Source organism: Lysinibacillus sp. FN11 (assembly GCF_024628845.1).
Classification (GTDB): Bacteria; Bacillota; Bacilli; order Bacillales_A; family Planococcaceae; genus Lysinibacillus; species Lysinibacillus capsici.
The window spans coordinates 2,407,079-2,433,516 of record NZ_CP102383.1; the positions used below are offsets into that span (position 1 = coordinate 2,407,079).

27 protein-coding genes and 2 pseudogenes are annotated in these 26,438 nt (G+C 38.8%); 5 read left to right on the forward strand and 24 right to left on the reverse strand.

Translation table 11 applies throughout. From position 1 onward, the window contains the following. Positions 1-411 precede the first annotated feature (411 nt). From NP781_RS12970 to NP781_RS12980, 3 genes are all read left to right on the forward strand, one after another. Entirely contained in the window at positions 412-717 is a 306-nt protein-coding gene (locus NP781_RS12970; protein WP_221680235.1) for a hypothetical protein, read from the forward strand. A gap of 298 nt (positions 718-1,015) precedes the next feature. Beyond that, positions 1,016-1,372 carry a hypothetical protein gene (locus NP781_RS12975; RefSeq protein ID WP_257522470.1) on the forward strand — a complete coding sequence of 119 codons (357 nt, stop codon included), beginning with the start codon at positions 1,016-1,018 and terminating at the stop codon, positions 1,370-1,372. A gap of 32 nt (positions 1,373-1,404) precedes the next feature. Then, entirely contained in the window at positions 1,405-1,683 is a 279-nt protein-coding gene (locus NP781_RS12980; protein ID WP_221680234.1) for a hypothetical protein, read from the forward strand. 244 nt (positions 1,684-1,927) lie between these two features. Here NP781_RS12980 and NP781_RS12985 read toward each other — a convergent pair whose 3' ends face one another. Beyond that, the gene (locus tag NP781_RS12985; RefSeq protein ID WP_257522471.1) at positions 1,928-3,196 is read right to left on the reverse strand and encodes a hypothetical protein; all 1,269 of its coding nucleotides are present in this window, start codon (positions 3,194-3,196) and stop codon (positions 1,928-1,930) included. A gap of 637 nt (positions 3,197-3,833) precedes the next feature. Between NP781_RS12985 and NP781_RS25645 the strand changes: the two genes are divergently transcribed. After that, complete coding sequence (locus NP781_RS25645; RefSeq protein WP_369354206.1) at positions 3,834-4,118, forward strand: DDE-type integrase/transposase/recombinase; 285 nt, start codon at positions 3,834-3,836, stop codon at positions 4,116-4,118. A gap of 175 nt (positions 4,119-4,293) precedes the next feature. On the opposite strand, the gene NP781_RS12990 is transcribed toward NP781_RS25645, so the two are convergent. Further along, positions 4,294-4,578 (reverse strand): hypothetical protein, encoded by a 285-nt coding sequence (locus NP781_RS12990; RefSeq protein ID WP_257522472.1) that lies wholly within the window; start codon positions 4,576-4,578, stop codon positions 4,294-4,296. Between the two features lie 237 nt (positions 4,579-4,815). Then, entirely contained in the window at positions 4,816-5,697 is an 882-nt protein-coding gene (locus tag NP781_RS12995) for a LysR family transcriptional regulator (protein ID WP_221680230.1), read from the reverse strand. A 122-nt stretch (positions 5,698-5,819) separates the two neighbouring features. Between NP781_RS12995 and NP781_RS13000 the strand changes: the two genes are divergently transcribed. Further along, complete coding sequence (locus NP781_RS13000) at positions 5,820-6,845, forward strand: DUF2332 domain-containing protein (protein ID WP_257522473.1); 1,026 nt, start codon at positions 5,820-5,822, stop codon at positions 6,843-6,845. A 59-nt stretch (positions 6,846-6,904) separates the two neighbouring features. On the opposite strand, the gene NP781_RS13005 is transcribed toward NP781_RS13000, so the two are convergent. From NP781_RS13005 to NP781_RS13105, 21 genes and pseudogenes are all read right to left on the reverse strand, one after another. Continuing rightward, a complete protein-coding gene (locus NP781_RS13005; RefSeq protein WP_257522474.1) occupies positions 6,905-7,471 on the reverse strand; it encodes an NADPH-dependent FMN reductase in 567 nt (188 codons plus the stop codon). Between the two features lie 13 nt (positions 7,472-7,484). After that, complete coding sequence (locus NP781_RS13010; protein ID WP_036218710.1) at positions 7,485-8,540, reverse strand: LLM class flavin-dependent oxidoreductase; 1,056 nt, start codon at positions 8,538-8,540, stop codon at positions 7,485-7,487. A gap of 16 nt (positions 8,541-8,556) precedes the next feature. Beyond that, positions 8,557-9,498 (reverse strand): ring-cleaving dioxygenase, encoded by a 942-nt coding sequence (locus NP781_RS13015; RefSeq protein ID WP_257522475.1) that lies wholly within the window; start codon positions 9,496-9,498, stop codon positions 8,557-8,559. Between the two features lie 54 nt (positions 9,499-9,552). Then, the gene (locus NP781_RS13020; RefSeq protein ID WP_221680226.1) at positions 9,553-9,996 is read right to left on the reverse strand and encodes a MarR family winged helix-turn-helix transcriptional regulator; all 444 of its coding nucleotides are present in this window, start codon (positions 9,994-9,996) and stop codon (positions 9,553-9,555) included. A 99-nt stretch (positions 9,997-10,095) separates the two neighbouring features. After that, positions 10,096-10,715, reverse strand: a pseudogene (gene cdaS / locus NP781_RS13025) (sporulation-specific diadenylate cyclase CdaS). A 120-nt stretch (positions 10,716-10,835) separates the two neighbouring features. Beyond that, positions 10,836-11,066: a hypothetical protein gene (locus NP781_RS13030; protein WP_009370265.1), complete on the reverse strand. Its 231-nt coding sequence runs from the start codon at positions 11,064-11,066 to the stop codon at positions 10,836-10,838. 65 nt (positions 11,067-11,131) lie between these two features. After that, a complete protein-coding gene (locus tag NP781_RS13035; protein ID WP_257522476.1) occupies positions 11,132-13,126 on the reverse strand; it encodes a methyl-accepting chemotaxis protein in 1,995 nt (664 codons plus the stop codon). A gap of 323 nt (positions 13,127-13,449) precedes the next feature. Further along, entirely contained in the window at positions 13,450-14,382 is a 933-nt protein-coding gene (gene rnz / locus NP781_RS13040) for a ribonuclease Z (RefSeq protein WP_221680224.1), read from the reverse strand. Between the two features lie 98 nt (positions 14,383-14,480). Then, complete coding sequence (locus NP781_RS13045) at positions 14,481-15,317, reverse strand: class I SAM-dependent methyltransferase (protein WP_221680223.1); 837 nt, start codon at positions 15,315-15,317, stop codon at positions 14,481-14,483. Then, positions 15,314-16,812: pseudogene (locus NP781_RS13050) on the reverse strand (cobyric acid synthase). The gene NP781_RS13045 and the pseudogene NP781_RS13050 overlap by 4 nt, the downstream one beginning before the upstream one ends. 132 nt (positions 16,813-16,944) lie before the next feature. Then, the gene (locus tag NP781_RS13055; RefSeq protein ID WP_009370255.1) at positions 16,945-17,481 is read right to left on the reverse strand and encodes a cob(I)yrinic acid a,c-diamide adenosyltransferase; all 537 of its coding nucleotides are present in this window, start codon (positions 17,479-17,481) and stop codon (positions 16,945-16,947) included. 13 nt (positions 17,482-17,494) lie between these two features. Continuing rightward, positions 17,495-18,055, reverse strand: a complete 561-nt coding sequence (locus NP781_RS13060; protein WP_221680221.1) for a nitroreductase family protein — start codon at positions 18,053-18,055, stop codon at positions 17,495-17,497. A 33-nt stretch (positions 18,056-18,088) separates the two neighbouring features. Next, entirely contained in the window at positions 18,089-18,856 is a 768-nt protein-coding gene (gene cobA, locus NP781_RS13065) for a uroporphyrinogen-III C-methyltransferase (RefSeq protein ID WP_221680220.1), read from the reverse strand. After that, a complete protein-coding gene (locus NP781_RS13070; RefSeq protein ID WP_257522477.1) occupies positions 18,853-19,491 on the reverse strand; it encodes a precorrin-2 dehydrogenase/sirohydrochlorin ferrochelatase family protein in 639 nt (212 codons plus the stop codon). The genes cobA and NP781_RS13070 overlap by 4 nt, the downstream gene beginning before the upstream one ends. Further along, entirely contained in the window at positions 19,484-20,851 is a 1,368-nt protein-coding gene (locus NP781_RS13075) for a cobyrinic acid a,c-diamide synthase CobB (RefSeq protein ID WP_257522478.1), read from the reverse strand. Before NP781_RS13075 ends, NP781_RS13070 begins: the two co-directional genes overlap by 8 nt. An 11-nt stretch (positions 20,852-20,862) precedes the next feature. Beyond that, on the reverse strand, positions 20,863-21,984 hold the full coding sequence (locus NP781_RS13080) for a cobalt-precorrin 5A hydrolase (protein ID WP_221680217.1): 1,122 nt from the start codon (positions 21,982-21,984) through the stop codon (positions 20,863-20,865). Then, positions 21,977-22,762: a precorrin-4 C(11)-methyltransferase gene (gene cobM, locus NP781_RS13085; protein ID WP_257522479.1), complete on the reverse strand. Its 786-nt coding sequence runs from the start codon at positions 22,760-22,762 to the stop codon at positions 21,977-21,979. Before cobM ends, NP781_RS13080 begins: the two co-directional genes overlap by 8 nt. Then, on the reverse strand, positions 22,762-23,469 hold the full coding sequence (gene cobI, locus NP781_RS13090; protein WP_221680215.1) for a precorrin-2 C(20)-methyltransferase: 708 nt from the start codon (positions 23,467-23,469) through the stop codon (positions 22,762-22,764). The genes cobM and cobI overlap by 1 nt, the downstream gene beginning before the upstream one ends. After that, the gene (gene cbiE / locus NP781_RS13095) at positions 23,462-24,682 is read right to left on the reverse strand and encodes a precorrin-6y C5,15-methyltransferase (decarboxylating) subunit CbiE (protein ID WP_257522480.1); all 1,221 of its coding nucleotides are present in this window, start codon (positions 24,680-24,682) and stop codon (positions 23,462-23,464) included. The genes cobI and cbiE overlap by 8 nt, the downstream gene beginning before the upstream one ends. After that, positions 24,639-25,772, reverse strand: a complete 1,134-nt coding sequence (locus NP781_RS13100; protein WP_221680213.1) for a cobalt-precorrin-5B (C(1))-methyltransferase — start codon at positions 25,770-25,772, stop codon at positions 24,639-24,641. The genes cbiE and NP781_RS13100 overlap by 44 nt, the downstream gene beginning before the upstream one ends. Next, on the reverse strand, positions 25,772-26,431 hold the full coding sequence (locus tag NP781_RS13105) for a precorrin-8X methylmutase (protein WP_004231303.1): 660 nt from the start codon (positions 26,429-26,431) through the stop codon (positions 25,772-25,774). The genes NP781_RS13100 and NP781_RS13105 overlap by 1 nt, the downstream gene beginning before the upstream one ends. Positions 26,432-26,438 lie beyond the last annotated feature (7 nt).

Here is a 26,438-nt window from a genome sequence, read left to right on the forward strand (position 1 = left end):
GACTCTATTCTCGAAGCTTTACCTATAACCGTTAACCCAGCCCATTTAGCTAGTTAGATAGCAATAGAACCTACTCCACCTCTTATTTTCATTTGGAAAACGATTGACATTCATTCTATCAATATTGCTTCATACGCAGTGACTCAAAAGTAGTAGAGGATTACACTCAAAAAATGAGAGAACAGTATTTAAGTAATAAAAAAAGCCAACTCATTATATATATTAAAAATTCTCAGGCTCAAATTAATGAACATCTGGTCATTTGTTCATATGGCAAATAAGTAATTCCTCTAACTTGGTTTTTAGCCCTTGACTAGCGTACCTCAAAATCGGATACCTCCCTACACTTCAATTATTTACCAATACAATATTAGGTGTTATTAGGTATACACATTCTTAAGGAGTGATGAAATGACTAAAGAAGCAGCAGAAAGGGATCATACTCAAGAAGAAATTGAAAGAATATTAATCCAAAATAATCACGAAACAGTTGGTCGTATTGCAACTGACGAAGATACTAAAGCAGAAATAATTAATTTCATACAAAAAGATATGTATTCTAACACTACTGATCAACAATTTATCGTAAGCTTACAAAAACTACTCGATCCCATTTCCAGTTGTGATGTAACAATTAATGATAGTTTCTCTGACAGTATTATTTGTACTTTTAAACCAAAAGAAAAAAACTCATTACTAATGATTCAAAAATCTTAAATTAACAATTTGTACTTAAACATTTGTTGACAAAGCAATAGTTATATTATATTAAAAAAACTCATTATCGATTAAGGTAACGCGCATATGTCTTATTTGGTGACAATTTAAGTATTTTTGTTCCTTGAAGCTATTTTGTTGTACATGGATTTAGATAGATAAACAGAAAACTAACACAGCTGTCTATTTTTTGTATATACAATTATAATTATTTCCTATAAAATTACATTAATTCATAATATTAAATAGATGGACGCTACCCTATTAATTAATCATTAATTTTTTTGAAGGAAATAACTTGTTTAAAAATTTTCGTGAAGAACTAAAAGAAGAATGGAAAAACACAACCGAGGATTTAGAAAAAGAAGTATTTAAAGTATGGCAGTTAGAGTATAAAGGGCATATCATTCGAATTGTAAATGCAATGACAGAAGAAGTTCTTTATATTAATAATGAGGTAATAGATAAAAAAAGTAGGGACAATATGTTCAAACAAGTCTACCCCTTTGTAAAATTGAAAGGTGAAATTACAGAAGCTAATGGAACCATATCTAAAGTAAAAGTAAAAATTGGCGGATTACTATGTCTAAATATTGTTGTTAAAGTAAACGGTACAACACTACTTAATGAGAAACACCAAATTTCTATCAAATAATGTTTAACTTTTAAAGTATAGGAGAGGTAAATATGAATAAATTCCGCGTAAGAAGATGGTTAAAATTGCACCCAGAACAAGAAATCATTATTACAAGTGAGCATTATAAACGTCTGGGTGATATCGGATTACTGAAAATCATTATTTTAGGTTCATATAAAGATAAAATTATTTCATATGACCCACAATTATTTGAGGTTATACAATCTAGTCTTGACTCTACTTCACTTTCAAAATTGTTTAATGACTTCACACAACATTCTAGAGAGCGTTATTTAGATAACAAGAAAAAACCAACTCATTATACATAATTAAAAATAAAACCAAGCGTCCATATTCAATAGAGGAATTGGATGAAATTTGTGTTTGGTAAGTGAATTTTGTAGAAACAAAAAATGACCAGGTACTCACAATGAACTGAACCTCGAATCGGTCCACTTTTTTAAGTGTCCACTATTCGGGGTTCAGTTCAAAGAAAAGATATGCACCCGATTGTTGAATTAGAAAAGAATAGTGTGCAGTCTCAATATTTTAAATGAAGCAATATTATTTACATTACATTTCATTTAGTTTAACAACTTCTCCATTATTCGCCTTTACTGCATATTGACAATCTAACTTTCCGCATAATATATAGTAACCCTGCTCAAAATCATATACATAATATGGTGTCAATTCAATGAAGTCTTTTAATTTCTCAAATGCATCCTCTTTTGAAATCTTTATTTCCTCTGCTTCATCTAGTTCCATATACATTTTTAAAAACGGCTTATTATCCATGTAATTTAATACTTGATAAGTCTCTGAGTCGATGAACAGCTTCACTTTTCTTTTAAATACACGCTCTTTCTGTTCCTTTGCTTTTAATATTGCATGGATGTATCCCTTATCTCGATATAGCGACTTTAATGCCCATTTCCCCGAATCATTCGTGTATTCTTGACTTAAAAATTTTTTAATGTTACTGACACACTTTTTAATTTCTTCCTCTGTGATTGGTCGCAAATCTGGATGTGGTTCCCACTGAAACGCTTGATCAGGTGTGACATTTTCAATGAGTGATAGTATTTTACCTTGGAAAGTTTTTTGAATATTATCATCCCATTCTATCACTTTATCCATTTGCAAAGAAAATTTATCATCTACAAAGATTTCAAAAGGTAAGGTAGAAAAACAATTATTCTTAATATAAATCTCCTCGATTGCAAATGCAGGAACGAGCTTTTTTTGTTCAATGACTGGAAACTCAACTAACTTCAATTGTTCCTTAGCTAACTTTTCTACTTGTTCAAGGGAAAGTAAATATTTTTCTTGTTTTACAAATTTATCTGATTGAAACTGTCCATATACGGAAAATAAGGTGAGCCTACCTTCTTTATCCAGTTTTAATGTAATATGACCAGACGGAGAAACTGCAACCCCATCTATAAATTCCTTGAAATGAAGCTCTCTTTCTTCTTCCTTCCATAACTCAAACTGTCTTCCGTAATTCAACCCAGTTTCCTTTTCAATCCACATGATGATTTCATGCCTGTTATTCAAATCAAATGTCATACCATCAACAATTGATATACCCTCACTAAAAATCACATGTTTAGTCTTTCTTGAATGGATGTCTATCTCAATACAAGCTGTACCTTCTGGATTATAGGTTCCATCATCCCAATTTTTAATATGATTTGGAAACCATTCCATGCTTAGACTATAAACGGTATCTTTGAAAATTGTTGTACTTCGGTTGATATCAAATGTGTGTAAATAATAAGCGTGTAAGCAGTATTTTTCTTTTGTATAATCAATTAATTCTTTTATTCTCTTATCCATCTAGATCTCCTTATATTTAAGGTATTATGAATAACATCCCCTACTTGTCGATATCATTTCACCTTGTATGTTGGGCTAATATCATTTTACCATATCCTTCCTCAATTAAATGGCCCTATCGTAATATAAGGTTAGCTAGATTTTTCTGGCTGGCTATTTTCTTATAGGTTTTATTATTACGGTAGTCGGGGTAAAACGTCTGGCCCGCGGCAGATTTAGGGGTTACCGACTAATTTAGTATTTTCTTAGAGGAGGAGATTTCGATAAGAATCCAGTCGTTGGTCTAGATGTTTCTAAAGGTTCAAGCCTTTTGGATAAAAGTCAGCTCTATCGTAAGAGCTTTAGTGTTAAACATACTCTAGATGGTTTTGGAGGTTTATTAGAATTTCTAGAAGAGGTTGAGTCGCAAGCATTCTACAAGAGAAGTTGAAAATGAAGCCATTTTAAAGGATATTCATCTTCTTTACCACAAGTAGAGGATATTTACGGCCATCGACGTACAACGTTGGCAATCAAACGTCTGCGAAAAGAAAGTAATCCAGGGATAGTTAACAAGAAACGTATCTATCGTTTAATGCAACTGAGCGGATGAAAGAAAGCTTATTTAAGCACAATTATCGATTTATAAGATGGTTTAATTGTAAGTTATGTATTGGGTCATTCGAATAATAATTCCCTCGTTTTCAACACAATAAAAAATGCAAATGAATCATTACAGCCAGGCGAGTTGTCAAAAATACATAGTGATCGAGGTTTTCAATATACCTCGAAGGAATTTAAACGAATCGTAAACAAAGCCAATATAACACAAAGAATGTCTTGTGTTGGTCGATGTATTGAAAACGGACTGATTGAAGGATTTTGGGGTACGTTGAAGTTGAAAAGTATTATTTACATAAGTATTATTACTATGAAGCTTTAAACAAGCAATTGATGTCATTTTTATAATCATCACCGTTATCAGAAATGATTAAACGACTTGAGTCCACTAAAATTCAGGTCTGAAGCCGCTTAATACTATTTTTATTACTTCGAGCACTTCAATTTGAGTATCTGGGCTTTGTAATTATATTTATTCTCTTCTGGTTGCAAGAAAATTAATCACTTTTAAAAATTATTTCTCTTGTATCCACTAACTTTATAAGTTTAGGTTTATTTTCTCCTGTGCCAATTTCAACATACGAATAATTATTAGACACATCTATAACTAGTGCCACATGATACTCTTTATAATTTACATCGTCTAGTTCCAATCCATTATCGGAATCGTAAAATGTATCAATTTCACATATACTAGTCTTTCCATTTTCCCATGTAATTTCTAATTTCGGTTTTGGCGCACTATACTTAAGCAACTTTAAAACCGTATTTTCAATAACCATTTTCCCTACTCCTCCTCCGTTAAGGTTTTGAAGGAACAATATTAGCGCTTGTTTTACTATAGTGTATTAAGTTCAATAATGATTTGTTCAATATCCAAGTAAACACCAATGTTTTTCATTCATTTAACATTGTACAATTACCAGTATGGTTTTGTAATAAATCATCTGCATTTGTTCTAAGTATACTTTTAAAAAGTTGATATTAGATTCCCCCTTCATTTTTGACCATCATCTGAATTATAAATAATTTCTTGTTTGCAATAAATCTAATAACCCATCTGGGACTTGTGTAGATTCCTTATAAAAGAAGTAAACTGGTACACTTGGTAATGGGAACTCTTCAAAAGGAACTATATTAAATCTCCCCTCCATGCGCTCTTTCCTTACAATCATACGAGGTAAAAACGACATCCCTAAACCATCCTTTATTAGCCTTTTCACCACATAGGACTGAGAAATGGATACTTGCTTCGTTAAAACATATTTTTCTCTTAATTTACGTACTAGCTCTCCCCAAATCGTTGGATGGTGGTTCGTAAATAAAGTATACGCTTGAAATAACTCCTCATAATCAATATAAGTGCCTGTTTCATCATCATAGGCATCTAAGGGAATTACTAACTCTAATGGACTATCAATCAGCAGCTCTTGATGCCAATGTCGATAACGTGTTGGTAATAATGAAATACCAATATGAGCTTGATCCTGATTGACTAAATCCTCTATTTTAGCTGAATCCTCTACTAAAATCGATATCTCAAGTGAAGGGTTGTCATTGATAAATTGATAGATAACATGAGGCAGAATCGTTTCAACCATTAACGGGGTCATAGCAATAATGACCTTTTCTTGAATACCTTTACTTGCTAATCGAATACGTTCAATGCTTTGTTCCCACTGTCTAACCATTTGCTGTGCCTCTATTTGAAAGAGCCTTCCAGTGTCTGTTAATTGCACACGATTTTTTTCGCGCTTAAATAATTGTACATGCAGAAATTCCTCTAACTGCTGAATATGAACCGTAATACTTGGTTGAGATAAATGAAGTTGTTCCGCTGCTGTACGAAAATTACTGGTTTGGGCAGCGACGATAAAAGATTGTAACCATTTATATTCCAAAATCTCACCTCATTGATTAATATTCTTAATTAAATTCATTAAATATATTTAATTTACTAAATTATACAATAAGAATAGACTGATGATGAACTAGATTATGTATTTAAAAGGAGAGAAATCATATGCAGCACATTAGATTAAGTCGTCAATTTCAGATGTTTGCTCAACAGGAATGTCAAGGCTCAAGCCCGCTGTATGAACATTTAGCAAATAAAATTGCCAATGACGAAGATTTGTTAGACATTGCCTCCTTGATCCCACAGGGTCAGCCTGCGCCCAATTTATTGTTGGCAGCAGTTCATTATTTATTAACTACATCCAATGATCCTTTGACAAATTATTATGCATCTTTCACACCTTTTCCACATCCAATACAGGAGGTGTTCCCTATTTTTAAAGCATTTGTACTGTCACATACAAATGAATTAACGACATTGTTTCAAGAAAAGCTGGTACAAACAAATGAAATTCGACGCTGTGCGTATCTTTACCCAATGATGACTGAAATCTATGCCAAACATCAACAACCATTAGCTTTTATTGAAATTGGCGCAAGTGCTGGGCTTCAGCTTGGCATGGATCACTACAATTATTGCTACAATCAGCAATTAGTTATTACTAATACGAAAAACGATAGTATGTTATTCTCGGAAAATCGTGGTGAAACTTTGCCTACCTCACTTTCTGAACCTCCTGTTGTTTGTCAAAGAATAGGGATCGATCTAAACCCGATTGACCTTGGAAATAAAAAAGAAAGTCAATGGCTTCAAGCGTTAATTTGGCCTGAACATCATGAACGTAGAATGTTATTCAATCAGGCTCTTCCCATCATCAATCAATTAGATATTCAGTTGGTAAAAGGGGATGCGATTCAACTGATTAAAGAGCTCCGTCGAACAATAGAGCAAGAGGCGATGTTAGTTATTTATCATACACATGTCGCAAATCAAATACCAATTGAATTACGTCATACATTAATAGAGCAATTAAAAGAAATTAGCCTAGAGCGACCTCTCTATCATTGCTATAACAATTTATTTGATACAAAACTTCATCAAGATTTTATAGATCAAGGCACTATAAAATCCATTCGTACAATGGCGCGTCCAGATGGGCATGCTCGATGGTTTGAATGGTCAAATAGCTAGCCTTGACACAAAAAGAAACGCTGTGTCAGACTACTTCACAGCGTTTCTTCTATTAATCTTTAAAAATCATATTCAGCATCTTTTTTGGCTCGAATTTCTGCAAAAGCCTCTGTAACCATCACGGTATCCTCTGCTAACCGTTCTAAACGAAAAAGGACATCATCATTGACAATTTCTTTACGTAAAAAATCCTTTTCTTCTATAAATACATAGGTCGGTACGATGTGCGCTTTCATATAAGCAAGGATCGGCTTTAGTTGCTGTTCCACCATTAAATAATGCTTGGATGTACCTGCTGTAACAATAACACTGACGACTTTATCGCGGAAGGCATTGACAGGTAAAAGGTCAAAGATGTTTTTTAATGTAGCTGGTATAGATGCTTGGAATGTTGGCGTCCCAATAACGATCGCATCTGCAGCCATAATGGTTTCCGTCACATATTTTGTATCGCCTTCATAGTCAAAGTAATTACGTCCATCACTAAAAACTAGCTGATAGTCAGCAAGATCTAGTAATATTACTTCATGCTGTGGGTATTTTTCTTGTAACATCTCGACCATTTTTTGCTTAGCTGTTCTTGTTTTTGAGCCGACAATAGAACCCGCAAGTGCGACAATTTTCATAATGAGCCACTCCTTATTTTGCTGTGTGTTTTTTTATCGCTGGAATTATATCATTACCGATGATTTCAATATTTTTCATCAATTTTTCGAAAGGTACGCCACCAAAATCGATTTGTGCCATAAAGCGTTGCATGCCATATAGTTCGTATTGATAAAGTAGTTTTTCAATAATTTGCTCTTTACTGCCCACCATTAAAGCATCACGTGTATCAGGCGCTTGTGCAAATTGTTGCTTTGGATAGCCCCCACCACGAATAGCTTGGAAACCACCGTTTAAATGTGGATACATGCCCTGCAATGCCTCTTTTGTTGTGTCTGCTACATAAAACAAGCTTGTTGTGGCAATAGGTAATTCATTTGGATCAAAGCCTTTGCGCTCTGCCGCTTCGCGATAGGCATCCACAGATGGTTTAAAGTTGATAGCAGGTCCACCTAATGTTGTAAGCATCATCGGAATGCCCATATATCCTGCTTTAATGGCGCTGGCAGGTGGTCCACCCACCGCACGCCATATTGGCAACGAGCCGTTTTTTGGCTGCGGTAAAATTTGTGCATGATGGAGAGGTGCTCTGAATTGCCCTTCCCACGTCACTAGCTCCTCATCATTGATTTTCATAAGAAGCTCTAATTTTTCCTCAAAGATTTCTTCATAATCTTGTAAATCTACACCTAGTAAGTGATAGGCACCGACACGTGAACCACGTCCCGCTACAATTTCTGCTCGACCATCTGATAATAAATCAATTGTGGCAAAATCCTCATATACTCGTACAGGGTCTGAAACACTTAATACGGTTGCGGAGCTAGACAATTTAATAGTCGAAGTGGCTTGTGCAATAGCACCTAACACGACCGTATGTGCCTGTGTTGTAAAATAAGACTGATGACTTTCACCTATGCCGAATACATCAATTCCTGCTTGCTCTGCTAATTGACTTGCTTCAACAAGCTCTTTTAGGCGTTGTTGGGCAGAAATACGCTCGCCCGTTAGTGGATTAGGGATATGATCACCTAAAGAGTACAGTCCGAATTCGAGTCCTTGTGCTTGATCAATACGATATTTTTCCATCATGTGTTATCTCTCCTTATTCTAGCGGTTCTAAAATAGCTTCAATTTCTGAACGTCTCTCTTCTAAAAATGGTGGGAGGTCTAATTCTTTGCCAAGTTCTTCGACTGCTGAATCTACCGTAAACCCTGGCCCATCTGTCGCCATTTCAAATAAAATACCGTTACGATCTCTAAAATAAAGACTTTGAAAATAATAACGATCAACCACACCAGTACTCTCCAATCCTAGCTCCTTAATCTTGGTATCCCATTGCTGTAATTCATCAACGGTTGCAACACGTAACGCAAGATGGTGAATACTGCCTTTACCAGGTTTTTCGCTTGGTCCTTCTACTTCTTTGACAACAATCTCGCCATGCACTTCCCCTTCTATTGATTGTAGGACCGTTTCTTTGTCCTTTTCTGCCATAACTGTATAGTGAAATAAATCTTGTAATAAATTGACCGTTCTTTGTAAAGATCGCACAGTGATTTCAATCGTTCCCATGCCTAAAATACGATGTTCCTCCGGTATATCATTTCCATCCCATGGTTGCCATTGAGCAGGCGTTCCTTGTCCTTGATGGTTTAACAATACCATCCGTAAGCCTTCATGATCTTCAAAAAACAAAGCCTCTTTGCCTGCATAAGTAGTGATATCGCTATGTTCTACTTCTAGCTGCTGAAAGCGTTCTTTCCAATATAGTAGGCTTTCGGAGCTAGGTACAAGTAAGCCAATACGAGTAATAGCATTCGTCCCTCGCACTGTACGCCCTGCAACAGGCATTTCAAAAAATGTTAATTCTGTACCTGCTGCCCCTGTTAAGTCTCCATAAAATAAGTGATACATGGAAGGGGAGTCTTGATTCACCGTTTTTTTCACACGTCGTAACCCCAAAATGGTAGTGTAGAAGTGATTATTCTGTTTACCATTTTTCGTTAACATAGATACATGATGGTGTCCGCTTAATTTGTTCATTAATTGTTCCTCCTTATTATTTTCACTTGACTAGGCAAGTGATTTTACAAAAAATTACACAGGCGGCAATTTTTTTTCTCGGCTATGTTTTTCAAGCTTTGTCATCGCAATATATAAAGATTTAATTTCCTCAGCTGTTAATACTTCTTCAAAAAATGAAGACTGGAAGTGAAGTTGACTAGGTGTTGCTGCATCAATCATTTGCTCCCCTTTTGATGTCAATGAGATGGTTTTCGTCTTCCAATTTTGTTTACGCTCGATTAGTCCCTCTTTTTCCAGTCGGGCAAGCATGCGGGACATGCCACCTTGTGTTACAGTTACTTTTTCTGCTAATTGAGACTGTGTAATCGGGGCATATGTTTTGATCTGGATTAACACATCAAATTGTGCTGTCGTTAAGTCGAAACGTTTTAAAAATTCATTCGATAACTGATTACTTTGCGCTGTAAAGCGCATCATCCGAATCCATGTTAAGGTGCCTAGTGTATGATTTCTCATGACTTCACCCTCCCTTCAGTTATCACTTTACCATGCAAGTGATACTTCCGCAAGAAAAATATCTTGAATTCGAGATATTTTTCTAACATAGGGGACTCCCTATATGATGCCAGGTGTTGTAACAGGATATAAATTGCCCTTAAGAGCAAAAGAAATTCTACCCGTTTCTTCTGATACAACCATTACAAGTGCATCACTTAGCTCACTCAATCCCAGCGCTGCACGATGTCTGGTTCCTAATTTCTTTTCCCTGTATACCGCTCTGACAATGGCAGTACATTGGCAGCTGACTCAATTTGATTTTGATAGACAAGTACCGCTCCATCATGAAGTGGATTACCAGGGAAGAAAATCGATTCTAATAAAGAATGGGTTAAATCCGCACCAATATGAATACCAGGCTGAATTAGATTCTCTAAAGAATCCTGTCTTTGAATAACAATTAAACCACCATGCCTTCTCAAAGACATATTTTGCACACTGTGTGATAGCTCTGGATACTTTTCAGTAAACGGGGAAAGATAACAATTTAAATAGAACGTTGCAGCTTTCATTTCAATTGTCATAAACTTCTCTTTAATTTTCTCAAAATTACCGAGGAGACAATTTGCATCTGTATCCATTTCCTGCACACTCTGTTGTAAGGACATGATCACTTCGAGAAGCTCATCTTTTAAAGTTTCTTTCATTGGTGAAAAATCACAATTTGTTGGATCCATATGATATACACACCTCTTCATTTCATCACTGTTTACGATAGTTTTTCTCTCTATATGTTTTTTATTCTCTTTTAAGTAAAACGACCTCCTACTATGTTGAATAGGAAGTCGTTAATATCCTTACATATGTCCTGCACGGATTTTCTTTACGATGCTGAAAGTCGTGTAGGCAGCAGCGGGTGCTAACACGACAATAAAAATAATCCACACAGTTAAATTATTTGTTGCTTTTAATGTTTCATAATTTGTCATGACAAAAATAATTAGACCAAATAATAGTAAATAGCTCAGCACATTTGGAAAAATGACGATTAATCGCAATAATGCTGGCGGCATCTTTTGTTGATTCATTTAAACCACACCCCTTTTTTCAATTATAAGGGAATTTAGTGATTTATCGTACTATATTTTTCCTTTTATACTTTATATTTGCCTGCTGATAGTTGGAGGTTTTCCGCTGTTGTATTCAATTGGTCGATAAATGCGGTCATGTTCTCCATATTTTCCGCTTGATGTTTAGCCTTTTGAGCAACGGCATCAACACTTTGCGATGTCTGCTTAGCCAAGAGCGAAACATCTTCCATGGTAGCTGTTACTTCCTCTGTACTAGCAGCAATTTCCTCAGTGGAGCTTGATACTAAATCCACTTGTGTTGCTAAGACCTGTACATCATTATGAATTCCTTCAAACGATTGCTGTGCTTCTTGTACGATTGCACGTCCTGCATGTAAAACATCTGCTGTCGCTTGGATGGTTGCTACAATATTGGCTGTTTCCTTTTGGACATTCATTACCACCTGGGTGATTCTATCCGCCGCACTCTTAGAATCTTCAGCTAATTTACGAACTTCTTCAGCTACAACGGCAAAGCCTTTACCCGCTTCACCAGCACGCGCCGCTTCAATAGATGCATTTAATGCCAGTAAATTCGTTTGATCAGAAATTCCTGTAATCACATTGGTAAATTCCCCAATCATTGTAGATAGTTTTTCAAGCTCCTGTGTTCCAATCACCGCAAAATTCGTTTTCTCATGAATAGTCACCAGTTGCTTTTGTAAGGACTGCATAATTTGTAATCCATTATCTGCGTTTTCCTCGGTATTACGCGAAATACTAGAAATTTCTGCTATGGATTCCGAAATATATTGAATGCTGCGTGCCAATTCCTCCATTGAATGCGCACTGTCTGCCGTATTATTCTGTTGTGCAAAGGAGGCCTGCGCTACCTGACTAGATTCGCCTTGGATAATTGCGGCTGATTCAAGTGTTTCATGAGCATTTTCTTGAATGGTATAGGTAGCTTCTTTTATTTGATTGGCCCCTTGCTTGATTTCACACATAATTTGTTGGAAATTATCCATCATCCCATTAAATGATGTCACTAATTGGCCAATCTCATCTTTTGCATGGATTGGAATACGCTTGGTTAAATCTGCTTCACCTTTACTAATTTCCTCTAAGGAATTGCGCACACTTAAAATACGCGAAACTTGCTTCGAAATAGACAGGCCCGTAGTGAAGAAAATCACACAGACAACAATCAATGAAGCTACAATTGTGCCTACCAAAATTTGCGAGAGAATAGCATTGGATACAATAATAGCTAAGTATGTACCGTTTGATAATGGCTTTACATATTGCGTGACACGAGTGCCATCGTAGCGCCCTGAAAATTCAGTTGACTTTTGTGCTGAAAATTGGGCTGGCTCAAAACCAATATCCGCTAAATTTTGTTTTGCTGTAGCGGCAATGGTTTGACCTTTTTCATCTACAATAGCGGCGAATAATACGGTTGAGGATAAATAGTTGTCCAGATGATCGATATAGGATTCACTGCCGATACTTGCTTCTAAATCTAGTAGCTGCTGTCCATGGCGAGCCACCTGTACAATTTGTGGAGTTGCTGGATTCCAGCTACCTACCCCGACAAATTTGAAAAATTGATCATCGACATCGCGAATTTGTGCTTTTTGGACAATTTCTTTCGCTCTTCCATCTAAGAGTTGCATATATTCGGCAGCTTGTCCGTTTGGATCAGCGCCAAAGTTAAAATCAACAGTTGGAGCTACTGATGTCACTGTTGTATTCCCTTTATCATCTGTACTCCAAATCTCATCGATGCCACCACGCTCAGCAATGGCCTTTAAATCCTCATATGTAGCACCTTTGTCAATGATGTAAGAAGCCATTACAGATTCAGCAATCATTTCTTTTTCCATAATTTCTTCTGCTTTTTCTCTAGATTGAATCGCTCCTTCCAATCCCATGACAATGGAGTTGGCGATTGCTTCTCCATTGCTTTTTTCACTTTTATATGTAGCTTGATAAACATAAATAGAAAATGCCGCTATAATGAACACCACAATGCCCATAATCTCCAGAAGCATTTTCCATTTCATTGACTTTCTCATGATGAGATCCCCCTAAAAATTACGATTATTTCCACTTCATCATACAATATCACTTCCATATATTTCATTAACAATTTATTAAATATAAAATAATAAGTTTTGAAGAAGTTCAAATTGTCATTAATTTGTAAAAATTTCGAAATAGATAAGCATGGAGGATAAAACTAACTATTTTGTACTAGTAGAAGCATGCAAAAAAGCATAATTCTCATGATTAAACAGTAATATTTAAACAAAATTATCTACACATCTTTAGGACTATAAACTAAAAACATCTATTAAAGGAATCTCCCCTAATAGATGTTTTCTATTTAATAATTATATCAGAATAATTTATTGTGTTGCCATGTATAAACGGCTTGATCAGCTGTTAGGAATGTATTCGGAAAAATCCCCTGTGCTTCAGCTAAAAATTGAGGTAAGTCGTATGGAAGAAAACGTGCGCTTAAATGATTTAATAATAAATAGTGTGCACCAGCTTGCTGTGCGACTTTTGCAGCCTCCACATTTGTTGCATGACCGTAGCTTGCTGCTAAATCTGTTGTTGTACCATCAAAAGTTGCTTCATGCACAATGATATCAGCACCCATTGATAATTGGATTGCTTCTTCACAATATTTTGTATCGCCTAAGACTGACAATGTAAAGCCCTTTTTGGCTGGTGCCACCACGTCTTTCGCATGTACCACATCACCATTTTCAAGTACAATATCGTGGCCATCTTTTAATTGCCCTAATAAAGGTCCCTTTGGAACACCAAGTGCCTGTGCTTTGTCAATTAATAATTCACCTGGTAAATCCTTTTGTTCAATACGATACCCATAGCAAGGTACAACATGGCGTAATTCCTTAGCATGAATTGTAAAATGAGCATCCTCAAAAATAATGCCTTCTTGTACCTCTACAAAGCGTAAAGGATATGTTAAATGGGTTTTTGATAGGGCCAATGTTTGTTCAATCCACTGCTGTAAGCCAGATGGCCCGAAGATCGTTAGCGGCTCATCCCCACCTTGAAAGGAACGCGAGCTTAAAAAGCCTGGAAGTCCAAAAATATGATCTCCATGTAAATGTGTAATAAAAATTTTCGTTACTTTCCGTGGCTTTAACGACGTATGAAGGATTTGATGCTGTGTCGCCTCCCCACAGTCAAATAGCCACATTTCACTCACTTCATCTAATAGCTTTACCATCAGAGCACTTGTATTTCGTTCTTTTGAAGGCATGCCTGCGCCTGTCCCTAGAAAATGTAGCTGCAACATATGCCACCTCACTTCTTCTTTATATCGTTTTATTGTACCTTATCCATTCCCATAAGAAAAACCTTTGGTGTACAGTTTCTCCAAAGGTTTCTTGATTATTTTGGTTGCCATGAAACAAGCGCCGCATGGAAATCATGACGATAATAATAACGTCCATCCTTTTCTTCGATAAAAGGTAGTAGTGATTCCTCTACATGGGCTCGCTGGAAATTCGTCGTTAATATTTTTTTACTCTGCGTTGTCACAAGCTGCTCATAGCTTTCATATTCGTAGACACGTTCGAGCGGGATAATCTGACAATCCGCGTAGATATCCATTTCATAGAGGAGATTCAAAAACTCGATATAATCTCTGCGGGGAAATTTAATGTCATAACCATACTTTTCATATAACTGTTCATAGTGTGGCTGAATGGGCCCTGTCGTCATCCCAATGATGGCACGTTTCCTCGCCAGCCGATTCATGTGATATAAAGCTGCTTTAATTTCATACATTCGGTAAAAACAATTCACGCCCAAGACGATATCATGTGGTTCAATCTCATCTTGCTCTAAACTTTCCCACTTTGCATGAATATAGGAAACGTGCTTCTCCTGCGGCATACATTGTTGTAAGTAATGCAAAATGCTTTCAGAGCTATCCACACATGTGAGCTTGCTTACTTTATCAGCTAATGGAAATGTATAATTGCCCCACCCCGGACCAATTTCTAATACAGAATGCTGAGGTTCAATCTTTTTTTGAAGCTCCTGAAAAATCAATGCAGCATAAGGATCTGTTTGTCCCACTTTTTTACGTGCCACGGATTGCGCCCAAAATTGCTCCTCTAGCTGATCATTCACCATTCGTTCAGGCATATTGCCATGCCAGTCCTTCATGCCTTCCTGCCATAATGCCTCATAGTTAATGGCTAACGGTCCTTTTCTCGTCATATAGATACCTCTAAAGATAATATTTCATATATTTTTTTCATATCAAGATTTGCTCGAACGTGGTCGGCTAACATATTATAGGCATCTTCTCTTCGTTCCGCGTCACTTTTCACATCACTTGGTAAAGCTGTTAGCCCTTTTTTCACTCGTATTTCATTGACGAGTTGACGGGTAAAGGTACGATTATGGAACAAGCCGTGGAAATACGTGCCAATCACTTGCTCATCTTGACTAACCGCACCATCTTCTCTTCCATCCTCTAACAGTAAAAACGGTGATACCGCATCACGTAAAATTTTCGTACGCCCTAGATGGATTTCATAGCCTGTCAATGTGTCCTGCCCTCTTACGCCTGTCATTTGCACCGTTTTTTTATTGCCTACAAAAGTGGTTTCCATCGGTAATAGCCCAAGACCATCTGCAGATTCACCATTCCCCTCCACTGCTTCTGGATCAAGTAATGTTTCACCAAGCATTTGGAAACCGCCACAAATGCCAATAATTTTAGTACCGCACGCACGTAAATGTGTGATGGCTTGATCGAAACCCTGTGCTTTTAGCCAAGCTAAATCATCCATTGTACTTTTCGTTCCTGGCAGAATGAGTAAATCTGGTGTACCTAGTTCATTGACATGACCAATTAAACGGACACCCACCTCTGGCTCATCGAAAAATGGATCAATATCGGTGAAGTTTGAAATACGTGGTAAACGAATCATGGCTACATCTACAGCAAATTCGCCTAGCTTTGGTTTTTAAAACGTAGTGACGATAATGCAAGTGAATCCTCTGCTTCAATATTGACATCGACATAAGGAATCACACCAAGTACCGGAATACCCGTTTCGCGCTCCACCCATGCCAAACCATCATCCAGTAATTCACGCATGCCTCTAAACTTATTGATAATTAATCCCTTCACACGTGCTCGTTCTTCCTCATCTAACAATGCCAGTGTACCAACAATCGAGGCAAAGACCCCGCCACGATCAATATCAGCAACGAGGACTACCGCTGCATCTGCTAAGTGAGCCATTCGCATATTAGCAATATCGCGATCCTTTAAGTTAATTTCTGCTGGGCTACCAGCGCCCTCTAGGACAATGACATCATATGTATGTTGTAGCGTGCGTACTGATTTTTCTACAATTGGCATCGCTTCTTGCACAAAATTATTGCGGTAGCTTTTGGCATCCATATTTAAAAAATGCTTACCATGAACGATAACCTCTGACATCATATCTTGCTTCGGTTTCAGCAAGATAGGGTTCATATCTGTCGTTGCAACAACACGAGCTGCCTCTGCCTGTACCCCTTGTGCGCGGCCGATTTCACCGCCATCCTTTGTAACAAATGAATTAAGAGCCATATTTTGTGATTTAAATGGGACTACCTTCAGTCCATCATCTGAAAATATACGACATAGTGCAGTACAAATCATACTTTTCCCAACATCGGAAGCTGTTCCTTGAATCATGATTGATTTTGCTGGCATAGTCACTCTCCTCTGTAAGTATTCTAAGGCGAAGCGCAAGTAATTCCCTGCGTTCCGCGGGTATTCTATGGCGAAGCGCGGGTATTTACCTTCGCTCCGCGGGTATTTTTCATCCAGCAATTGTAAAGGGCTTTAAAATTCGAGCCCTTTCACCGCTGGAATCCCTTCATCATAATAATGCTTTGTCGCCTCAATGGTTGACACTAAATCAGCCATTGCTAGTAAGGCCGGATTCGCACTTCGTCCTGTGACAACCAAATGCATTGTTGAAGGGCGCTGTTGGATTGCCTCGATGACTTCTGCTAGAGGAAGGACATCATCGATTGGAAACTTGGTGATCGCTAGAGCATTGTTCAGTTCATCTAAGACCAATAAATCAATGCTGTCATCCTGTAGAGCAGCCTTCGTTTTTTTCCAAGCCTTGGCTAATGCAGCACGATGCTCCTCAGGTGTTTTTGTCCATGTAAAACCTATGCCCATCTGTTCCATTTCTACGCCTAGCTTACGAAGGGCAATTTGCTCTCCATAAGTACGTTCTGGGGATTTGATAAACTGCAGATAACGCACATTTAAGCCTCGACCAACTGCACGCAATGTAACACCAAGAGATGCTGTCGTTTTGCCCTTACCTTCACCTGTATATACTAAAAACAAGCCTTTTCTTGCCATGCTGATAGCCTCCTTACAGCCATGTTGTCTTTTCTGCAAACGGCGTTCGTTTCTTGTCGGTTTGTTCTTGCTCCTGTGGGTAGCCAATAAATATTGTACCGACTACTTTTTGAGCGTCGCTTGCACCAATAAACGTATGCATACGAGGATCATGTACGAGGCCAACACCACGTGTACGCCAAACAAAGCCAAGACCTAGCTCCTCTGCTGTCAACCACATAGACATAATGGCACTACATACAGCAAAGACATTATCTTCTGTCGCATCTGTGTCCCCCTCTACTATGTCAGCTGTCACCACAATGGCTACAGGGGTTGTTTGTACAACCTTTAATGAACTTTCCACTAAATTTGGCTTCGTGGGAAAGCGTTCTTGTAAATATGCACTTGCCATTTCTTCATAACGCTTCATGGCTTCATCTTGAACGACATAAAAATGCCAGGGCTCACGCATCCGGTCATTTGGTGCATAGGTTGCTGCCTGTAAAATTTGCTCAATTTTTTCTTTCTCTACTGGTTGTGTCGTGTAATTACGAATTGCTCGACGTTTTTTTAATGCTTCAATGACAGTCATAGTGCTTCCTCCTTGTGCGCTTATAAGAAATGATTATGAAAAGGTAAGACCTTGCTCTTCAAACCATTGAATTTTTTCCCGTACCTTGACAACCTCGCCAACAACAATCATAGAAGGGTTATGGTACCCTTCACGCTCAATGATGCTGGCTATCTCATCTAGCGGCCCTGTAATCGTGCGTTGCTGAGCAGTTGTTCCCCACTCAATGACCGCTACTGGCGTTGTTGCCTTCCGTCCATTTTCGATTAATTTTCGAGCAATGTAGGCAATATTACCAACGCTCATATAAAAGGCAACGGTATCTATACCCGTAGCCAATGCGGGCCAATTTAAAAAATCTTGTCCTTTTTCTTCACGACCATGTCCAGTTACAAGGGCAAAGCTTGTCGCGAAGTCTCTATGTGTAACTGGAATTCCTGCGTATGCAGGAGCTGCAATTCCTGCTGTAATCCCCGGTACGATTTCATAGGCAATGCCATGATTTTTTACTATTTCAGCTTCCTCAGCGCCACGTCCAAAAACAAAGGGATCGCCACCTTTTAGGCGTGTAACAATTTTACCTTCTTGTGCTTTTTCAACGAGTAATGCATTTATTTCCTCTTGAATGAGATGATGCTTCCCAGGTAATTTGCCACAATAAACGAGCTCAGCATCCTTTTTTGCAAAATCAAGCAATTTAGGATTTACAAGACGGTCATAAGCAATTACATCAGCCTTTTGAATACATTCCAGTCCATACACAGTAATGAGCTTCGGATCGCCAGGACCTGCTCCCACGATATATACGATTCCATCCTTCATTGCGTTGCTCCTATCAATAGTTGTTGTAAATATGCTTCTCGTCGATCGATCTCACCCTGACGTGTCCATTCAAGGATGTTTGGCTCTAGCAATGCTTGTAATGCCGCACGTCTTTGTGGACCTTTATCATACTTAGCAGCAATCATTAATCGAGCTTGCTGTAAAAAGCATACATAGTCATCATAAGCATCATCGAATTGCTCTTCTAAATCTGCTTTAATCTTGCGGGCTAGACTTGGGCTTGCTCCCGATGTCGAAACAGTGACCACCAATGGACCACGGCGAACAGTAGCAGGCGTAATAAAATCACTTTCACTTTGTTTATCTGTTCGGTTGATTAATTGCCAATGCTGTGCTGCTTCTTGAACGGCTTCGTTAACTGCTGTCACATTCGTTGCAGCGATAATGAGAATGGCGTCATCTAAATCACGAGGTTCAAATTCCTTTTGCTTCCAAGTAATTTGCCCTGACTCAGCAAATGACTGTAATGTGTCATGTAAGGTTGGACTAACAATGACGATGTTTGCCTTTGCTGGTAACAGGGTTGCTACCTTCTGCGTTGCCACGTGACCGCCGCCTACAATCACTACTGTTTTATATTCTAGATTGATATGAATAGGAAAATAATTAGTCATTACTTTTCACCTTCTTACAAGCCGTTAACCAATTGTCAACTAGCTTTGGGTTTGATACAAAATGGAAATGAGTATAGCCAGCCACTAAATTTCCTTCTTGATAGCCTTCTTTCTTTTTGCCAAAACGACCAATCGTTTCATAGGCTGCTGTATTGTGAGAACCACTATATTTGGAATAATGGAACTCATGGCCCTTCGCTTGTTCCTCAGCGCCAATTAAGAAATTATCGGCTGTGCCAAAAATTTCACGATAACCAAGTGCTGCTAGTTTTGTTTGCATCGCCACTTCTCCAGGAATTACCCCTACCATGTCATAGCGGTCGCCATGGCTATTTGTAATGGCCTCTGTTAAATACATAAAGCCTCCACATTCAGCTAATGTTGGAAGACCTTTCGCTATGACTTGACGAATAGAGTCTTTAACGACTGTATTGGTAGCAAGTGACTCTGCAAATTCCTCAGGAAAGCCACCACCAATATACAAGCCATCAGCTTCAGCTGGTACAGGCTCATTCGCAAGCGGTGAGAAAAACTGTAGTGTCGCACCTTTCGCACGTAACAAAGCCAAGTTTTCTTCATAATAAAAATTAAAAGCTGCATCTCTTGCAACCGCTATACAAATATTTCGTGAAGGCTCCTCCCTAAATAAATGGCCTGATTCTTGCAAGATAGGAGCCTTTGTTAAATGTATTAATTGGTCCAAATCAATTGTTTCTGCCATCAGGTTCCCTAGTTTATCAAAAAATGAATCTAGCTCTCCTCTTTCAATAGCAGGTACTAACCCTAAATGACGACTCGGGATACCAATCCCTTCCTCACTCTTTAAGTAGCCAATAACAGGAATGCCGCATTCTTGTTCAATAGCTGCCTTCGCAATTTCGTAATGACCGACACTACCAACCTGGTTCGCAATAACACCAACGATATTCGGCTTATCTGATAGTAATTGGAAGCCTTTCACAACTGCTGCTACGCTACGTGCCATGCTAGCACAATTGACAATTAAAATAACAGGACTCTCTGTCACTACGCTAATATCAGCAGCAGACCCAGCATCAGATAAAGGGCTTTTACCGTCATAAAAGCCCATCACACCTTCAATAATGGACACATCTGCATCTATACTTGCACGTGCCACAATATCACGTACTGCTTCGTGTGAAAACATCCAGCTATCAATATTACGTGATACTCTGCCCGTTACAGCTGTATGATAGGTTGGATCGATATAATCAGGACCGCATTTAAAGCCCTGCACCACGTTTCCTTTGTTTTGTAGTGCCTTCATCAGTCCAATGGTAAAAGTAGTTTTGCCTACACCACTACCCGTACCAGCTAGTACAAAGCGATTTGTTTGCATGGACTTCCTCCTTAAAATAGGTATCTAGCAACTGAAATCGTAGCATTACCCGATTTTTTCTTCTCTAATAGAAGTGATGGAACCTGTGCATAGCGCATAGCTGCTGGTTCGCTCACGCCGTATGCGCCTGTATATTGAAAGACTGTTTCAGAGGGTGATGGAAATTCAATTTCATTTAATTCATCCGGTGTATACGTAACGAACTCCCAATCATATTTCTTCGTAATTTCTAAGAAACATTGCTCATCTTTCTTCAAATCAATCGTGCATAAGGCTTTCACACTTTTTTTCGAAAGCTTTAGCTCTGCCAAGGTTTCATCGATTACTTGTTCAATTTCCTCTAAAGATGTACCACGGTTACAGCCCATTCCTAATACAATGGATTTTGGTCGATAAATAACACCGTTTTCTAGAAGAACCTCTTCTTCAGGTTCAATGATTCGATCTGTTATTAATAATGTGGCATGGGGAGTAGCTTGAATGGCTGCCTGTGTGGATGGATAGATTTTAATTTGCTCTGGCATCGGTGTATCACGCATCCACCAATCACGTTCGCCTGTTTCCTGTACAATGGCTACATGTTCCTCATTTACAACAGATGCACTAACAGGTGTCAATTTATCCGCACTATCCCATACCCAGCCAAAGCGGGCTCCAAATAAATCAACTGGAATCGTCTTTTGCACATCAGAAGCCGTTGTAATAATTGGATTTGCACCAAGTGCAGCTGCCACCTCGTGTGTGAGCTCATTGGCACCACCTAAATGCCCTGATAATACGCTAATAACATTTTCCCCTCGATCATCAATCACCACAACGCCAGGGTCTGTCTTTTTATCCTTTAAAATTGGCGCAATCATTCGTACGACTGCCCCTAGTGAAATAATTAAAATCAACCCTTTATATTGCTTAAATAGTGTTGGCAATAGCAGGCGCACTGTTCCTGTAAATAGTTGAATATGCTTTTCTTCTTCATCGCCTTGTTCAAATTTACTCATATAATATAAATCACTTGCTGCAAAGGTTTGCTGCAGACGACGTCCTATTTGGACACCATGCTTCGTAATGGCTACAACGGCATAAGGATTACGTTGATCAACCTCTGGTAACACACCCTCTTGTAACTCAATCACTTGTCTTCACACCTTTTCTAAAGCCATGTGTAAAGCTTGCATCATATAACTTCGAACGATATTGATCTTTATCATGAATGTTCGGGTCTAATGCCCAGCCCGCTAAAATCATCGCATGCTTACGAATACCATTCACACGCATCGCTTCATCTAATTCGATTAAAGTCGTTCGTACGATTTTTTGATCGGGCCATGAAGCACGTTGAATAACTGCTACAGGCGTGTCATCAGCCCAACCAGCACTTTGTAGCTCTTTAACAATTTTCTTCGTCAGCGTTGCACTAAGGAATAAGGCAATTGTACAATGGTGGCTCGCTAAATCACGCAGCTTTTCAAATTCTGGTACAGGTGTGCGCCCCTCTGCACGTGTTAGAATAAGGGTTTGGGTTAGATCAGGAATTGTTAGCTCAGCTCCGATAGCAGCGGCCGATGCAAATACAGAGCTAACTCCTGGAATGACTTCATACCCAATGCCTTCCTTTTTTAATAATGCAACTTGCTCCATAATGGCACCATACATCGCTGGGTCCCCTGTATGCATACGTGCCACTGTTTTACCAGTATTGACCCGGTCCACCATCACAGCAACCATTTCCTCCAAATGCATACCAGCTGTACGAATGACCTCCGCATCTGGCCTAGCTTTCGCAATAAGGTCCTCATTCACTAAAGAATCTGTATACATGACAACGTCCGCTGTTTGTAACATATGTAAACCTTTGACTGTAATTAAATCTGGATCACCAGGACCAGCGCCGACAATATAGATTTTCTTCATTATTTACGCACCACCATTAATGTTAAATATTCTAAATCGACACCATCCAACTCACGCACATCCCAAATGATTTCTTCATCTGATGTTACCTTTGTCACCACGGATGCTTTATCTAATAAATCTAAATCACGTAGCACTTCAAGCATTAAATCAATAACTTTCGCCACTTTAATAAAGACAACAGCATCATGCGTTTCAATCGCTTCACGCATCGCTTCGTAATTGTCATACGCAGGTATAATCGCAACACGATCATCACCATCCGCTAACGCAATACCTAAGCGCGATGCAGATCCATTAAATGAAGAAATCCCTGGTACCGTGCGAATTTCGACATCTGGATGCTTATCTTGCATTAGCTTCATCATATGAATAAACGTACTATACAATAATGGATCGCCCTCTGTAACAAAGGCTACATCTTTGCCTGCTTGTAATTTTTCGTAGACAAGTTCTACTGACTTTGTCCATTCACGTTCTAGAACAGCCTCATCTTTCGTCATTGGGAATACAAGACCAAGCATGTCTTTTTCGTCTGGATTAATATATACATCTACAATACGATGGGCATAGCTTTTACTGCCTTTTAGCTTTTTTGGGTAAGCAATAACAGGTGATTCCTGAATCACTCGAAATGCCTTTACTGTAATTAATTCTGGATCGCCAGGACCAACGCCCAAGCCATATAAAATTCCTAGATTACTCATGATTTTCTTCCTTTCGATAAGCGGAAATAATGTATATTGGATTTAATGGCACAAAGCGTGTCATATCTAAAATTGGTTTACTGCGTGCAAGCTGAGCCTGTAAAATGTCAACAGCAAAACCACAAGCTTTAAATGCCTCAACGGCTTTATATAAATTTTCAATAGTCGCCGCATTTAAGACAATGCGCCCATTTTGCTTTAAACGCTGACAGCATAATTGCAGTAACTCAACCATTTCACCACCAGTGCCACCGATGAAAATGGCATCAGGGTCTGGAAAGTTGTCTAAACCCTCTGGTGCTTTACTATGGATAGCCGTTATATCAACTCGAAACTTTTGTTGATTTTGAAGACAATTGTCTAAATCAGGGGCATTTTTTTCTACGGCAAAAACCTGTCCCTCCGGAGCAAGCTTACCTGCCTCAATGGCCATGGATCCCGTACATGTGCCAATATCCCAAATAACGCTATCCTGTTGAAGCTGCATGGCTTGCAAACTTAAAACTCGAATTTCTTTCTTCGTAATAAGTCCTTTATCTGGCTTTCGTTGTGAAAATTCTTCATCATCAATCCCAAGTGTGTAGCGTTTCGGTGCTATTGTTTGTTTTAAAATCACGACATTTAAAGGAGAAAAATGAGTAACTTCCATTTCATCGAGCGAGTACCAGCCACTTTTTTCGTTGTCGCCCTGTAAATTTTCGGCTACAAACGCACGATATTCCGTCATACCAAAATGCTTTAAATATTGAGCGAGAGCATTCGGACTATTCTCTGCATCTGTTAAAAGTGCTACTTTCTTTTTGCCATCAATTCGCTGTGCCAAGCCCTTCATTGGTCGTCCATGAATACTCGTTACGTAAGCATCCTGCCAGCTCTCTCCCATTTTCGCAAAGGCCAGCTGGACAGAACTCATATATGGATAAACCTCTATTTGTAGCTTTTTTGCTAAATAGCCTCCGATGCCATAAAATAATGGATCTCCAGATGCAAGAATCACGGTATTTCTTGTTTCTTCAGCCAATCTTTCAACAAGTGTTGAAAGACCTCCTTTTATCAGGATTTTTTCACCTCTAAAGTCTGGGAAAAAATCAAGTACTCGCTCACCACCAACAAGTACCTCACAGTCTTCAATCCACTGAAGGTATTGCGGTAATAAGCTTGCTAATCCGTTATCCCCGATCCCAATCAACTTCATCGATCGATGCAATGTCATCAGCCCTTCCTAATAATTGTCCCTGCATCGAATAGATCGATGTGGAAAGCGTTAAACCGCCCTTAATATGATGGATAGAGGAATAGCAGCAAGCCTCACATAAATGATGGAAGAACGCATCATAGCCCTTTTCCATCATCATCTCACCTACTTGTGAAGCTGTATTTGCCTCTAGAACTTGTGCTATCGTTTCTCTATCTGCCCCTATATCCTCTGCCAGTTGTGCTAAAAAATTAAAATCGATTGCTGCACTTTTGGAATGCACCATCATGACACCTTGTGCGACTTTAGAAAATTTCCCCATCATCCCAACGAGAGAAACTTGTTTGATGCCTAAACGCTTACAATGCTTTAATGTAAAACCTACAAAGTCACCCATTTCAATAAATGCTTCTTCTGCTAGATGTGGATATTGTTTCATCGCAAACTTCTCACTTCGTCCACCTGTTGTCACGACTAAATGCTCACAGCCAGCCTCTTTCGCTACACTGATGGCTTGGACAATACTGGCCATATAAGCAGAACTCGAAAAAGGCACGACGGTTCCCCTTGTGCCTAAGATTGAGATGCCCCCAAGTATACCGAGTCGTCCATTTAACGTTTTTTTAGCAATCTCCTCTCCCTTAGGTACAGAAATCACCACATTCACGCCTCGAGTAATGTGAAATTCGTCCAACACACCTTGGATCGTGCTATAAATCATTTTACGGGGTACAGGATTAATGGCTGCCTCTCCGACAGGCACTGGCAGGCCAGGCTTTGTGACACGCCCGACGCCAATACCTCCATCTAAATGAATCCCAGGTGTATCTGCCCAGCTCACTGTGCCAACGATGAGTGCCTGATGGGTCGCATCAGGATCATCACCAGCATCTTTAATCGTTTCACAGCTGACAGCATTTTCTTCAAATATGCATTTTTCAATTGTAAAGGTTACATCTCGACCAATAGGTAAATGAATAGTGCTTGTCTCTTGCTCCTCCTTAGTAATAAGGGCAAGCAGTGCAGCCTTTGATACAGCAGTTGCACAGGCTCCCGTCGTATAACCGTGACGCATGTCCTTGGGGTCCTTTTTTGGCTTCCGCTCCATTATTTTTTCGCCTGTTCGTCCGCTAAAAGTGAGATGGCATTTAAAGCAGCAACCGTCACTGTACTACCGCCTTTACGACCAACATTTGTAATGTACGGAATCCCTTCTAGTTTAAGCAGCTCTTCTTTTGACTCAGCTGCTGACACAAAACCAACAGGCATACCGATAATTAAATCTGGTTTTGCTAGCCCTTCTTTAATTAATCGAATCAATTCCAGCAATGCAGTTGGTGCATTACCAATGGCATAAATACCACCTTCATGTAATTTTGATGCCTTTTGCATCGAAATAATGGCACGTGTTGTATTTTGTTTTTTCGCTTCTATTGACACATCTTCATCCGCAATATAGCAATGCAAATCGCCACCATGTTTTTGGAAACGCTTTTTACCAGAGCCACTTTCAATCATTTGCACATCTGCTATGACATGACGTCCTGCAAGAATAGACTTGATACCCGCTTCAATCGCACCTGGTGTAATGATGACACTACGGCCTAGCTCGAAATCAGCTGACGCATGGATAATACGACGTACAACTTTCCATTCATCTTCTGAGAAGTCATGCTCGCCCATTTCCTCTGCAATAATAGAGAAACTGTAATCGTAAATTTTATCTGGGTCTACCGTTAATGGTTTAAAATCTGTTTTAAAATCCATGGAAAAT